Raw genomic sequence first — 13153 nt, forward strand, 5'->3', positions numbered from 1 at the left:
AGGGGTGGCAAAGCCTCAGGGTTTTGCAGGGGCGATCGCAAACCCACACAGCAGACCTGGAATTACTTCAGCCTTTACCGCAGACCCAATCGCGAAAGGTGCATCGGCAGCCGTGCGAACGATCAGCGTCTCTCCTGACACCGTTTGCAGTGAGTAGCGGTATTCCCGACCGAGAAACTGCCGATCGCGAATAATCCAGTCTCCCTGGGGGTGCAGCTGAATTTGCACATCTTCCTGGCGAATCATCAGGGCAGCTCGATCGATCGCTGTGATATCACTGGAATCCGCAGAAATGGTTTGAGTGAGGGGAATCAAGCCGATCGCCGTTTGCCAAACCTGTCCCTGACGCTGGGCGGTGAGAAAATTTGCCTGGGTGACAAACTCTGCAACAAAACGAGACGTGGGTTCGCGATACAGTTCTTCCGGTGTGCCGATTTGCTCCAGGTGTCCCTGCCGCATCACAGCAACGCGATCGGCGATCGAGAGGGCTTCTTCCTGATCGTGCGTGACAAAAATTGCGGTCGTGCCTGCCGTTTTGAGAATGTCGCGGAGTTCCTGCCGCAGCCGCAGCCGCACCTGAATATCTAAGTTGCTCAACGGCTCATCGAGCAAAACTAGCGACGGATAGGGAGCCAGTGCCCGCGCCAGAGCGACTCGCTGCTGCTGACCGCCCGAAAGCTGATGGGGAAATCGCTGCTCCATGCCCTCTAGCCCAACTAAGGCGATCGACTCTTTGACGCGCTGCTGCACCAGTTCGGTGGGTTTGGCGTGGTTTTGCAGCCCGAAGGCGACATTTTGCTGCACGGTCAGGTGAGGAAACAGAGCGTAGTCCTGAAACACCATGCCAACGCTGCGCTTTTCTGGGGGTAGCCATTTGCCGGCACCTGCAACGGTTTGATTCGCAATCTCGATCGTCCCGCTTTGGGGCGTTTCAAATCCGGCAATCAGCCTGAGCAAAGTCGTTTTGCCGCAGCCAGATGGACCCAGCAGTGCCAGCAGTTCCCCGGTGGGCAGGCTCAGGCTCACCGACGACACCGCAGGCGGTACATTAAGGGCAAACTGACGGCTGACGCGATCGAGCTGCAAAACAGAAGCTGGAGAAACCGAGGCTGGAATCATAGATAAAACGGCAGAGCGAAGCGACAAATCGTAAACTAGGCGTTTGCGGAAACAGCACTAGCTTTTATAGTTTAAAGGGTCAATGCAAGTAATTCTCATTAAGACATTAAGAGTCGATTGTTGTGACGGTTTCTCCTGAGTCTTCTTTCATTTCCTCCTCTACGCTGCGAAGTTTTGCCCGCTTCTGGAACGGCTGGACGATCGCGGTTTGCCTGATTGCACTGCTGATTGCCACGCCGATTCTGGTGGTGCTGAGCAGTGTGTTTGTCGATGCGCGTCAGGTCTGGCAGCATCTTGCGGAGACCGTGCTGGTAAGCTACCTCATGAATTCCCTCTGGCTGATGCTGGGTGTGGGGGCGGGGGTGCTGGCGATCGGGGTGAGTACAGCGTGGTGTGTAACGATGTGCCGCTTTCCCGGAAGCCGATCGCTGGAATGGCTACTGCTGTTGCCGCTGGCGGTTCCGGCGTATCTGATGGCCTATGTTTATACAGAACTGCTGGAATTTTACGGTCCGGTGCAGATGACTCTGCGCGGCTTGTTTGGCTGGACTGAAGTAGGGGATTACTGGTTTCCGCCCATTCGCTCGGTGGGTGGCGCGATCGTCCTCTTCAGTCTGGTGCTGTATCCCTACGTTTATCTGCTGGCGCGGGTGGCGTTTCTGGAACAGTCGGTTTGCACGCTGGAAGCCAGTCGGTTGCTTGGCTGTTCCCCCTGGCGCAGTTTTTGGAAGGTCGCTTTGCCCCTGGCGCGTCCGGCGATCGTCGCAGGCTTAGCTCTGGCTTTGATGGAAACCCTGAGTGATTTTGGCGCAGTACAGTATTTCGGCGTCAATACCTTTACGGTGGGCATTTACCGCACCTGGTTTGGCATGGGCGAACGAATTGCGGCTTCCCAGCTTTCGGCTCTGCTGCTGGGGGTGGTGCTGCTGCTGCTGATTTTAGAGCAACTGTCGCGCCGCCAAACGCGCTATTACCAGACTTCTAGCCGCTATCAGCGATCGTCCCCTTTCGTTTTGCAGGGCTGGCGATCGATACTTGCGCTGACGATTTGTGGGCTTCCGGTGTTATTGGGCTTTCTGCTGCCTGCGATCGTGCTGCTGCAAATGGCGTTGAGCAACGTCACGAAGAATTTCAGCGATCGGTTCTGGCAGTTGGCGAGTCACAGTTTTCTCGCGTCGATGATTACGGCGGCGATTGGGGTAGTGCTGGCGTTGATTCTGGCGTATGGGCTGCGGCTGCGTCCGAGTTGGGGCATGAATTTGGCAGTGCGAACGGCGGCGATCGGCTATGCGGTTCCGGGCACGGTGATTGCAGTCGGGGTGCTGATTCCACTCGGTCAGTTTGATAACCGGATCGATGCCTGGATGCAAGCCACCTTTGGCATCTCGACTGGGCTACTGCTGAGTGGGACGATCGCCGCGCTGGTGTTTGCCTATTTGGTGCGGTTTCTCACCGTTGCCTTTAATTCCGTCGAGTCTAACCTGGGCCGAATTAAGCCGAATCTCGATGAAGCCAGTCGATCGCTTGGCTACAGCCCCACCCAAACCTTGCTGAAAATCCACGCCCCTTTGATGGGAAGCGGATTGCTTACCGCCGCACTGCTGGTGTTTGTAGACGTGATGAAAGAACTCCCCGCTACGCTGATTGTGCGTCCCTTTAACTTTGATACGCTCGCTGTGGAGGTGTACAAGCTTGCTTCCGATGAACGACTGGCAGAAGCGGCTGCTCCGGCTCTAGCGATCGTGCTGGTGGGGGTGATTCCGGTGGTGCTGCTGAGTTGGCAGGTGGGGAAAGGGGTGGATAGGGGGATGAGTGGATGAGGAGGTGAGGAGATAGGGGAATGGGGAGATAGGGAGATAAGGGATTTAGGGGCAATGCAGCACCTTCGATACTTCCCAAGCAATTTTTCGGTACTTCCCAAACAATTTTAAGGATGTTCCTGTGTCGTGAAGTTTTCAAAAGTTGAATTAGCTGATATGAAACGTAATTTTCGATTCTTTCCTTTCTCGATCGCTCTCCTGCTTCTGCTTGCAAGCTGTGCTAAACCTTCTCCGCAAGAGCAGCTCAGGAGCGAGAAAAAATGTGCAAAATGCGATCTGCAAAATATCGATTTGACTCAGGCAGACCTGAAAAAAGCCCAGCTCAACGGCGCAAACCTTAGCAGTGCCAATCTCAGCCAAGCAGATCTGAGCGGAGCATTTCTCGATAGCGGCAATCTCAGTAGCGCAAACCTGCAAGGCGCAAATCTGAGCAGTGCTGGACTTTCCGCTGCCAACTTCAGCAACGCTAATCTGCAAGGTGCAAACCTGCAAGGAGCCTATCTCCGAAACGCTGACCTCACCAACGCAAACCTTACAGGCGCAAACCTGCAAAACGCCGACCTCAGCGAAGCCAAACTCGACCAGGCAAAACTAGAAGGTGCAAACCTTACCGGAGCCATCCTACCTGACGGCATGGTCAAACCCTAACGTCCCAACCGTTTCCCTCCCTCGATTCCCCCAACTCCCTCGGCTCCCTTTACAAACACCCTTTACAAATAATCCCACTCCACCCCTTCATCCCCCCATTCCCCTACTTCCCCATCTACTTCCCCGCCCAAGCGGTTCCTGCCCGTAATTTTGTACACTACAAGGCGGAGACTTTCGCGGGGAGAATCGATCGGTGCGCCTGTTCACCACCATCGCCGGATTACGCTGCTATCTAGAAGCACAGCGATTACCCCTTCAGGGAACTGCGAAGCAATCGACGCTGCTCCCGCAGAATGGAGTCGATCGTCCGGGTCATTCCTTAACTTTCGGACTCGTACCGACAATGGGCGCACTTCATGCTGGGCACCTGAGCCTGATTCGCCAGGCAAGGCAGGAAAACGATCGCGTTGTGGTCAGCATTTTTGTGAATCCGCTTCAGTTTGGTCCAAACGAGGACTTTCAGCGATATCCCCGAACGCTGGAGCAGGATGGGCGACTTTGCCAGGAAGCGGGTGTGGACGTGATTTTTGCGCCCTCCGCCAGCGAGCTGTACGGAACTTCATTTCCACCGATTGCCAGTGCGGTGACGCAGGTGATTCCCCCAGCGGTAATGATGACAGGGCTGTGTGGGGCATCGCGTCCGGGTCATTTTCAGGGGGTGGCAACAGTGGTGACGAAACTGTTAAATATTGTGCAGCCCGATCGCGCCTATTTCGGGCAGAAAGACGCGCAGCAGGTCGCCATTATTCGCCGCATTCGAGAAGACTTAAACCTGCCTGTGGAGATCGTCGCCTGTCCGATCGTGCGCGAAGCGGATGGGCTTGCCCTAAGTTCCCGAAATCGGTATCTTTCTCCAGAGGAACGATCGCAAGCCAGTATTTTGTATCGAAGTTTGCAAAAAGCAGAGCAGGTTTTTGAAGAAGGCAGGCAGTTGCGTGAAGATTTGATCCGGGCAGTGCAGGCACACCTCTCCATCGTTCCCTCCGTTCAGCCAGAATATATTGAACTCGTTCACCCCGACACCATGAAACCTTTAGAGCAAGTTGAAGACACCGCCCTCCTCGCCATTGCTGCCCGGCTTGGCTCGACTCGCCTGATTGATAATGTGCTGCTGCGAAACCGTCAGCCGATCGTCGCTCTTGATGGACCCGCCGGAGCCGGAAAATCCACCGTGGCGCGTCTTGTGGCACAGCAATTGAACTTGCTCTACCTTGATACCGGGGCAATGTATCGTGCTGTAACCTGGTCAGTGCTGCGATCGGATATTGCGATCGACGATGAACCTGCGATCGCGGAACTGGTGAGCCAGTCTGAAATCCAGCTTGAACAGGCAGTTCCTCAGGGTTCAGCCAATGCCCCCTATGCCCTGCGGGTCTGGTTTAACAGCGAAGAAGTGACCCAGGCAATCCGTACTCTGGAAGTCACTGCTCAGGTTTCTGCCATTGCTGCTCTGCCCACTGTCCGCCACGAACTGGTCAAGCGTCAGCAGGCTTATGGACGACGGGGCGGCATTGTGATGGACGGCCGCGACATTGGCACTTATGTTTTCCCCAATGCCGAACTGAAGATTTTCCTCACCGCTTCAGTTCAGGAACGGGCACGCCGCCGCCTCGAAGACCTGAAGCGACAAGGACAGCCCCTCGTTAGCCTGCCGGAACTGGAACACGCTATCGCCGATCGCGATCGAAAAGACAGTACCCGCAAGCTTGCCCCCTTGCGAAAAGCCGTTGATGCGATCGAGATCAACACCGACCATCTGACAGTGGCTGAGGTGACTGCCCGGATTGTCAGCCTGTATCAGGAAAAGTGTCTAAGATACCCCGAAGTTGTGAGCTAACTTCCAGAATAGGGAGTCAGGCGATCGATACAGAAAAGTTATCGATCGCAATCCAACTTACAGCAACGGGGTTAAAATTCATGAAGTGTTATAAACAACACGCAACTTGCTGAAGTGTTCGGGTCGTCCTACCCGGTTCTGTTTAGCGGTTAGCCCCTCTGCCCGTTTCACCCCCCTGTTTCAATCCCAAGATGCAAACAGTCATTCGCCCTGCGGTTCAGATTGTCAGCCCTACTCTGCGGATTGTTGCGCTGGGTGACAGCGTGATCTACGGCTTTGGTGACCCGGAAGGCGGGGGCTGGGTCGAGCGATTGCGGCGACAGTGGATGTCTCCTGAAGGACCTGATCACGCACTTTATAATCTCGGCGTTCGAGGGGACGGAGTGCGGCAGGTGTCCCAGCGTCTCGAATCCGAGTTTCGGCAGCGTGGTGAACTACGACATCGCCTCCCCGACGGCATTATTCTCTCAGTCGGCACAAACGACTCCTCGCGAGTGCAGCGGTTAACCGGAAAAAACCTGACCGATTTCGAGCAGTTTCAGACTGAGCTTGCAGTTCTGCTCGATTGCGCCAATCCACTCTGTCCGGTCTTTTTTATCGGCATGACTCCCGTAGACGAAGCGCAAATGCCCTTTGCCAACTGCCTTTATTACAACCGCGCCGACCAGCACCGCTACAAAGAAGCGACTCGCCTCGCCTGCCTGGAACGAGAGATTCCCTATCTGGATATCTTTGATTGCTGGATCAATCGGGGAGAAGCCTGGTGGAAGTCGCGCCTTTGCTCTGACGGTCTGCATCCGAACAGCGAAGGCTACCGATCAATTCTGGAGGATGTCCTAGCCTGGGAGCCGTTGATGCGCTGGCTAAAAGGTTCAGCTTAAAAGATGGTTCTTCTCAGAGTCCCCTAGCACTGGGAAATTTCTGGGGCGATGGAGCACCGAGAACACGCCTCAAACCACCCCTAACCTTCCTAACGACAGCCTAAACTGTCTCGTGTTGAAACCCCAGTCACCGGGTTCACGCCGTCTGCTCGCTTGCAGAGTTCTGAGATTTCAAAGCGATCGAGAATCGCATCGGTAAAATCCGCCCCGGTCACTGTCACATTCTGAAAGCTAGTGCGGGTTGCCGTTACGCCAATCAGCAGCGCATTGGTTAAATCTGCCCCTACCAGGAAGACGCGATCGAGCAGTGCTCCAGTCAGGTTAGCTTCCCGCAGGTTGGCATCGAGCAGCACCCCCTTGGTTAAAATTGCGTCTGAAAGGTCGGCGCCCTCAAAGTTCGCTGCGCGCATCTCGGCGGAGACAAACGCTTTACCGGGAAAATCGGCGCGGGCAAAGTTCTCCTGGTTGAGATTGGCGTTGTTGTAGTTCACTGTATCGGTAAGGGCAATTGCCGGAGTCGCGTTCAGCAGCACCCACAGACAAGCGAGTCCTACAACCAGCACCAGACTCAGTAAACATTGCAGCAGTTTTTTCATATCTTTTTGCTCCTATCGCGACCCAACCATTCCTAAATGCCTGATCGCTTTGCCCAATCGTCGCCCACCCGAATCGTGAGATCCGATTGCAGGTCACCCGTTGATGCAGCCACTACCTGACCCGTCCCCATCACGGTTTCCAGGTCTGAGGCACTGCGAAGGTCGCCGCGCTGAGCAATAATCTGGGTCTGCTCTAGGCGATCGGGCCAGTCTTCGACCACATAAACCTGATTAAAGCCCTTGGACTGAAGATAGGCGGCAACTTTGCTGCCCAGATTAGAATCACTAGAGGCATTTTGAATGGCAATTCGCAGATCGGCGCGATCGGTCTGGGGATTGGTGACCGTGTATGCGCCCACGTTAAAGTATTCCTGCATCACCTGGTCTCGTCCAGCAGCATCCATTAGCCAGTAGCTTGCAGCGTACTCGTCTGGCGTACTAAAGCGACCTGGCAACATTACCATGTGCAGATTTTCCTGCTCCAGGTTCAGCCCCGTTGAGGCAAGTGCCATCATCTCTTCCAGCGAAAGGTTGGTGTCGATGTATTTCTGGAAAAGCTGGACGATTTGCGGGATGCGAGTGACCAACGTGGGATTGGTCAGCCGTTCTCGCAGGGCACGAATGAGCTGCTGCTGTCGCTGCACTCGCCCAATGTCGCCATTGCTATCTTGACGGAATCGGGCAAAGCCTTCTGCCTGGCTGCCGTTCAGGGTTTGCCACCCCGGTTGCAGATCGATCTTGAGCTTTTGAGTGTCATCTTTATATTCCATTCGCTCCGGCACAAAGACGCGAACGCCGCCCAGCAGATCGACCAGTTCTCGAAACGCGCCCGTACTCACGCGCACATAGCGATCGATCGTCACCCCGTTGAGCGTACTGCTGACCACCTTTGCCGCCGTTTCTGGACCACCCAGCGCATTCGCATAGTTAATTTTCTCCGTGCCCTCGCCCGGAATATAAGCCTGGGTATCTCTAGGAATTGAGAGCAGATTGACGGTGTTTTGCGCGGGATCAATTCGCACCAGCAGCATCGTATCGCTGCGCCCGGCAAAGACATTGCTGGAGGAGCGATTGTCGGGTAGATCGAGCGGCAAATCAATTCCCATTACCAGAATATTGACTGGCTGCGTGATCTGGTAGCGCAAGGCTGATTTCCAGGGGGAGTCTATCGTTTTTTCCGGGGCAGGCGCAACGCTCGGGCTCAGGGGAACGGTGAACGCTGCCATTGCCCCGATCGCCGCTGAAGTCACTGCGGTTAGACCCAAAAGTGCTCCCCGTCTCAGGTGCCGCCAAAAAGGCGATCGTTGGCTCAGCTCGGCGGGCGGCTGGGCATCCTCAGCAGAGAGAGTGGGTCGGGCTTGTGCCTGACTGTGTTCCTGGAAAGTGTCCACCGCTGGGGGCTTTGCCTCAAGGGTGTTTGCTTCGCTTGTCCGCTGTAATACCTGTTCCGGCTTGCTTACTCCATCACCCATGTCAGTTTGATACCTGTAGGTTTTTGACACTCGACTGCTTTGACCCTTAACTCCAACGCCACCTGGTAAATCGCTGTTTAAAGAATGGCTAAACTACTCATTTCAGACTGTTCATTTCAAACCGCTCACTTCAGGAACGATGAACAGATACAAGAGAGACAATCAAATAGAATCACTGCCTCAGCTCTCAATTCCAGAAACTTACTCGAATTTGGCAAGATAAATTTGCATGTTGCTTTGTGTTCTGGTTGCTTCGTGTTCTGATTGATTCACGTTTTGAATGATGCTTTGATTCTGAACTATGTATTTTTATTACTAATCGAGCAGATTATACCCTGAAGCCAGATCGATCGCCTTCCTTCATCAGCGGCAAGCCGAGCCATCTTTCAGGATTTCTGAGTCTATCTACAGAGGGAAAATCAGCGATCGATGAAGATGCGATAAAGCGATCGGCAAGAGAATTCGCCTCGTTGAGCAATCCTTGATAGGATGGGGCGAAACCTCAAAGCGTTGGTCGGACTGTCATGATTCCCGTAATTTTGGCTGGCGGAAAAGGAGAGCGATTCTGGCCCCTGAGCCGCAAAGCGCGTCCCAAGCAGTTCTTGAGCCTGGACGGAAGCGGCAAAAGTCTCCTGCAAACCACTGCCGATCGCCTTCTGGATCTGGCTAACGGCTGGGAAGGATTATGGGTTATCACTGCAGCCCATCTCGCAGACGGCGTTAGGGAACAATTGCCCGACCTGCCCGCTGAAAACCTGCTGGCAGAAGTCGAAGGGCGCGATACGGCTCCTGCGGTTGCCTGGGCAACGCTCGAAATTGCCAAACGCTATGGCGAACAGGAAACGATCGGCTTTTTCCCGGCAGACCACTGGATTGGTAACCAGGACACTTTTTATCAAACGCTGGCAGCCGCAGAAGAACTGGCAACCACTCATCAGGCGATCGCTACCCTCGGCATTACCCCCACCCATCCTTCCACCGGATACGGCTACATCGAGCAGGGTGAAAAAGTCGGGCTATTTCAGAACTGTCCTGGCTTCAAGGTGAGCCGCTTTACCGAAAAGCCAAATTTGGCAACAGCAGAATCTTTTCTTGCGACCAGGCGCTATAGCTGGAACGGCGGAATGTTTATTTTTCCGGCAGGCGTAATGCTGGCAGAACTGCGAACCCACGCGCCCGAAATGATGAATCTGCTGGAACAGGAAGGCTCAGCGGTCTATCCCAACCTGCCCAAGCTCAGCATTGACTATGCTGTGATGGAAAAAACCGATCGTGCTTATGTGCTTCCAGTCACTTTTGAGTGGGATGACCTGGGCGACTGGAACGCGATCGATCGGCTGCTGCACCAGACTGATCAGCCCAATGTAGAGCTGGCGCGACACGTTGGTTTGGATACTAGCGATACTCTGCTTTATGCCAGCAATCCAGAGGATCTGATTGTGACGATCGGCTTAGAAGATCTGGTTATTGTGCGAGAAGGCAAAGTAACGCTGATCGCCCGCAAAGACCGAACTCAGGATATTAAGCAGGTCTTGAAAAAGGTCCAGGAACAGTCTGATCTGTCAGACTTACTGTAATCCTCCTTGAAGCCGTAATTCCCCTTGAAGCCGTAATCCCCCTTAGAATCGGAGCTTGCCTCAAATCCGCACGACCGAACAACAGGGTGAGGTAGCGCACGGAAGGGGCTGGAACCTGTGGCTCGATCGGCTTAGATCTCCTCAACTTCCCTTAGAAAAGGGGACGTTTAGAAGAGGGGACGCTGTATTGCAGGATCGAAAATTCAGGGGCGATGTAAAACATGGATGTAAAACATGAGCAATGCCTCAAACAGACTTTGAGGAAAAAGTTTTAATTAGTTTCTATTCTGAGAGATAGAAATTAACCCCCTTTCCTTATTGATAAACTCTTTTACAAAACTTCGATCTCACTTCCCGATCGATTGATAAGTTTCTATCCTGAATAGCTAAGAAAAACGAAAACTGATTTATCAGAAAGATAGGCGTTAAATCTAATCAGTTCAATGATCTTGGTGACTTTTGGTAGAAAGTGCGGGTTGGGTGGCGAGCTATATTAGCCGAGAGCCACCTGTGCTATTGATATCTGCCAATTTGTCAACAATTTGTTCACACTATGATTGCAATAGAACATGATTGCAACAGAAAAATGATTGCAACAGAAAAGAGCGTAACTCAAAACCACGTCCTGGTTTTAAACCAAGGCTCGGACAATCTTCAGCGACTCGATACCCTCTTGGCTCAGCTCCGATGTCCGGTGGAGTGGACCCATTCCCCGGAGCAGGCAATGTGGAAGGCACAGCAAATTTCTCCCTGTCTTGTGATTCTGGCAGGAAGCCCCTACGACTGGTCACGCCCTATGGTGCATCGATTTCGCACTATGAACGATCAGTGCAGTATGACGATCGTGGGACTAACCGATTCCCATGCTCCAAGCTGGCTGCGTCAGGAAGACAATCCCGGCGTGGATGGGTTTCTCGTCAAGCCGATCGATCAGGATGTGCTGAAATCGCTGGTGCATTCTGCTCGGGTGCGTCAAAACTGGTGTACTGCGTGTTGAGGGTAGTAGGTAAATTGCTAAATTCGTTAGGCTGAATTCGTTAGGATGAAAAGAAGCAAGGCAGTTTCAGTCGTTCTGCCACCAAAATTTGATTCATACCGCTTCAGTTATGCAGTTCGCTCCGCTTTATCCCATCCTGCACAAAGTTTTGTACCCTGCTTTTCCCGCCTGTTTGTGGCAGGGCAGCACCGATTCGCCCTGGATTGCTCTCACGTTTGATGATGGTCCTCACCCACAACATACGCTTCAAGTGCTGGAAGTGCTCGATCGCTATCAGATCAAAGCGAGCTTCTTTTGGCTGGGGCTGCTGGTCGAGCGGTTTCCTGAAGTGGCGCGAACTGTTTGGCAAGCGGGACACGGGGTAGCAATTCACGGCTACGATCATACGATGTTTACCCAAATGAGGCTGCCTCAGCTCAAGCAGTCGCTCGATTGCACTCAGCAAATCATCGGCGAAACTTGTGGGCTTGATCCGAGCGCCACTGCCCAAATTCGCGATGTACGCCCGCCGAATGGAGTGTTCACGCCTAAAATCTTAAGCGCGTTGCAGCAGTGGAACTATCGCCCGGTGATGTGGAGCGTGGTTCCCGAAGATTGGACAAGACCCGGAGTGTCGATCGCTGCTCAGCGAGTTTTAACCCAGAGCCGCAATGGGTCTGTGATTGTGCTGCACGATGGCTATACAGGTGGAGAAGATGCAGCCGCCACTGTGGATTATTTCATTCCGCAACTGCTTGATCGCGGCTATCAGTTTGTGACGATCGATCGGCTCTGGCAGCAGTGTCAGGGGCAGGTTTAAGCTAAAGTATTGCTCTGCAAAGTGACAGAGAGACGATCGCCCGAATCGTTTGATCCTTCTCTACTCCGAAAGAGGTCAAGTCGCAGTCCTTTTGGCAACATCAAATAGTAATGCCTAAAGTGATGCATAAAGGGTGAAGCTGATGCCGTTAGACGGAGTAATTTTGGATGTGGACGGAACGCTGGTGTTAAGCAACGATGCTCATGCTCAAGCTTGGGTTGAGGCGTTTGCGGCTTATGGCTACGAGGTGTCCTTTGATCGAGTGCGTCCGCTGATTGGCATGGGGGGCGATCAGGTTGTGCCACGTTTAGTTCCCGGGCTAGACGCTGAGGAAGGCGTGGGCAAAGAGATCGCCGATCGCCGCAAAGAGCTGATTCTCGACAAGTTTGGCTCCCATTTAACCGCAACGCCCGGAGCGCGAGAACTGGTGCAGCGAATGCAGGCAGCCGATTTGCACCTGATTATTGCCAGCTCTGCCTCCGAGCAGGAAATGGGTGTGTTGCTCAAAGCGGCTTGTGTGGAGGATTTGCTGGACGAGTTCACCACCTCCAGCGATGCGGAAGCCTCGAAGCCTGCCCCGGATATTGTGGAAGTGGCTCTGGAAAAAGCGGATCTCAAAGCCGATCGCGTGATTATGCTAGGCGATACACCCTATGATGTGGAATCGGCGGCGAAGGCAGGCGTGGGCGTGATTGCCTTTCGGACGGGCGGCTTCAGCGATGAGGATCTGTCGGGGGCGATCGCGATTTATGATGATCCGGCAGATTTGCTGCAACACTATGAAGAGTCTCCTTTAGCGCAAGCCGTCGATCGATAGTCTCAACCTATTCGCAAGTCATGCTCCAGATCACCAACAGCGTTAGCATCCCCGAAGACGAGATTGACATGAGTGCGGTTCGCTCCCAGGGCGCGGGCGGGCAAAACGTGAATAAAGTCGCCACTGCGATTCATCTCCGCTTTGATATTGGGGCTTCTTCGCTGCCGGAATCGTACAAGGAACGGCTATTGCAGCTCAGCGATCAGCGCATTACCAAAGATGGTGTGATCGTGATCAAGGCGCAGCAGCACCGCACCCAGGAGCAAAACCGCGAAGAGGCACTCGAACGGCTGCAAGAGCTGATTAAAAGCGCGATCGTCTTGCCAAAACCGCGCAAAGCCAGCAGACCAACGTTTAGCGCAAAACAAAAACGTTTGGAGAGCAAAAGCAAACGATCGCACATCAAGGCACTCCGCGGCAAAGTGGCAGACGATCTATAGCAGGTTTAAACCTTAATTTTTAAGGGAACCTAGGGAAGTCTACGTCTTTATAAAGTTCTAGTTCGCGGCATCTTCATTGAGGATGGCGCTTTTTTCACATCCTCTTCAGAGGGAACGCTGCATAAGCGATTAATATTTACTTTAGGTTCA

General features: G+C 53.5%; 12 protein-coding genes. 9 read left to right on the forward strand and 3 right to left on the reverse strand.

Annotation, left to right across the window (positions count from 1 at the left end; genetic code table 11):
* Window positions 1–15 precede the first annotated feature (15 nt).
* Complete coding sequence (locus NDI45_RS15255; RefSeq protein ID WP_190790242.1) at window positions 16–1119, reverse strand: ABC transporter ATP-binding protein; 1104 nt, start codon at window positions 1117–1119, stop codon at window positions 16–18.
* Between the two features lie 149 nt (window positions 1120–1268).
* Here NDI45_RS15255 and NDI45_RS15260 point away from each other — a divergent pair, with 149 nt between their 5' ends.
* The 4 genes from NDI45_RS15260 to NDI45_RS15275 all read left to right on the forward strand — a co-directional run bounded on the left by NDI45_RS15260 (window position 1269) and on the right by NDI45_RS15275 (window position 6305).
* The gene (locus tag NDI45_RS15260; RefSeq protein ID WP_190790247.1) at window positions 1269–2939 is read left to right on the forward strand and encodes an ABC transporter permease subunit; all 1671 of its coding nucleotides are present in this window, start codon (window positions 1269–1271) and stop codon (window positions 2937–2939) included.
* Between the two features lie 156 nt (window positions 2940–3095).
* Window positions 3096–3587 (forward strand): pentapeptide repeat-containing protein, encoded by a 492-nt coding sequence (locus NDI45_RS15265; protein ID WP_190790243.1) that lies wholly within the window; start codon window positions 3096–3098, stop codon window positions 3585–3587.
* 193 nt (window positions 3588–3780) lie between these two features.
* A complete protein-coding gene (locus NDI45_RS15270; protein ID WP_348247842.1) occupies window positions 3781–5424 on the forward strand; it encodes a bifunctional pantoate--beta-alanine ligase/(d)CMP kinase in 1644 nt (547 codons plus the stop codon).
* Window positions 5425–5615: 191 nt separating this feature from the next.
* The gene (locus NDI45_RS15275) at window positions 5616–6305 is read left to right on the forward strand and encodes a GDSL-type esterase/lipase family protein (protein ID WP_348247843.1); all 690 of its coding nucleotides are present in this window, start codon (window positions 5616–5618) and stop codon (window positions 6303–6305) included.
* 89 nt (window positions 6306–6394) lie between these two features.
* Here NDI45_RS15275 and NDI45_RS15280 read toward each other — a convergent pair whose 3' ends face one another.
* Together NDI45_RS15280 and NDI45_RS15285 are read right to left on the reverse strand one after the other, a co-directional pair.
* A complete protein-coding gene (locus NDI45_RS15280) occupies window positions 6395–6901 on the reverse strand; it encodes a pentapeptide repeat-containing protein (protein WP_348247844.1) in 507 nt (168 codons plus the stop codon).
* A gap of 32 nt (window positions 6902–6933) precedes the next feature.
* Window positions 6934–8373, reverse strand: coding sequence for an LCP family protein (locus NDI45_RS15285; RefSeq protein WP_348247845.1), 1440 nt, complete (start codon window positions 8371–8373; stop codon window positions 6934–6936).
* Window positions 8374–8897: 524 nt separating this feature from the next.
* On the opposite strand from NDI45_RS15285, the gene NDI45_RS15290 reads away from it, so the two are divergent.
* The 5 genes from NDI45_RS15290 (at window position 8898) to arfB (ending at window position 13003) form a co-directional block, all read left to right on the forward strand.
* Window positions 8898–9950: a mannose-1-phosphate guanylyltransferase gene (locus tag NDI45_RS15290; protein WP_190794687.1), complete on the forward strand. Its 1053-nt coding sequence runs from the start codon at window positions 8898–8900 to the stop codon at window positions 9948–9950.
* 586 nt (window positions 9951–10536) lie between these two features.
* Complete coding sequence (locus tag NDI45_RS15295) at window positions 10537–10947, forward strand: hypothetical protein (protein ID WP_190794688.1); 411 nt, start codon at window positions 10537–10539, stop codon at window positions 10945–10947.
* 109 nt (window positions 10948–11056) lie between these two features.
* Entirely contained in the window at window positions 11057–11746 is a 690-nt protein-coding gene (locus tag NDI45_RS15300) for a polysaccharide deacetylase family protein (RefSeq protein WP_190794689.1), read from the forward strand.
* A gap of 142 nt (window positions 11747–11888) precedes the next feature.
* The gene (locus tag NDI45_RS15305) at window positions 11889–12563 is read left to right on the forward strand and encodes an HAD family hydrolase (RefSeq protein WP_190794692.1); all 675 of its coding nucleotides are present in this window, start codon (window positions 11889–11891) and stop codon (window positions 12561–12563) included.
* 20 nt (window positions 12564–12583) lie between these two features.
* Window positions 12584–13003: an alternative ribosome rescue aminoacyl-tRNA hydrolase ArfB gene (gene arfB / locus NDI45_RS15310; RefSeq protein WP_190794690.1), complete on the forward strand. Its 420-nt coding sequence runs from the start codon at window positions 12584–12586 to the stop codon at window positions 13001–13003.
* Window positions 13004–13153: the final 150 nt, after the last annotated feature.

The organism is Leptolyngbya sp. GB1-A1, from assembly GCF_039962475.1.
Classification (GTDB): Bacteria; Cyanobacteriota; Cyanobacteriia; order Elainellales; family Elainellaceae; genus Leptolyngbya_A.

Coding starts and splice junctions, on each gene's coding strand:
- NDI45_RS15255 (WP_190790242.1), bottom strand. CDS start 1,119: ATGATTCCAGCCTCGGTTTCTCCAGCTTCTGTTTTGCAGCTCGATCGC.
- NDI45_RS15265 (WP_190790243.1), top strand. CDS start 3,096: ATGAAACGTAATTTTCGATTCTTTCCTTTCTCGATCGCTCTCCTGCTT.
- NDI45_RS15275 (WP_348247843.1), top strand. CDS start 5,616: ATGCAAACAGTCATTCGCCCTGCGGTTCAGATTGTCAGCCCTACTCTG.
- NDI45_RS15280 (WP_348247844.1), bottom strand. CDS start 6,901: ATGAAAAAACTGCTGCAATGTTTACTGAGTCTGGTGCTGGTTGTAGGA.
- NDI45_RS15285 (WP_348247845.1), bottom strand. CDS start 8,373: ATGGGTGATGGAGTAAGCAAGCCGGAACAGGTATTACAGCGGACAAGC.
- NDI45_RS15290 (WP_190794687.1), top strand. CDS start 8,898: ATGATTCCCGTAATTTTGGCTGGCGGAAAAGGAGAGCGATTCTGGCCC.
- NDI45_RS15295 (WP_190794688.1), top strand. CDS start 10,537: ATGATTGCAACAGAAAAGAGCGTAACTCAAAACCACGTCCTGGTTTTA.
- NDI45_RS15300 (WP_190794689.1), top strand. CDS start 11,057: ATGCAGTTCGCTCCGCTTTATCCCATCCTGCACAAAGTTTTGTACCCT.
- NDI45_RS15305 (WP_190794692.1), top strand. CDS start 11,889: ATGCCGTTAGACGGAGTAATTTTGGATGTGGACGGAACGCTGGTGTTA.
- arfB (WP_190794690.1), top strand. CDS start 12,584: ATGCTCCAGATCACCAACAGCGTTAGCATCCCCGAAGACGAGATTGAC.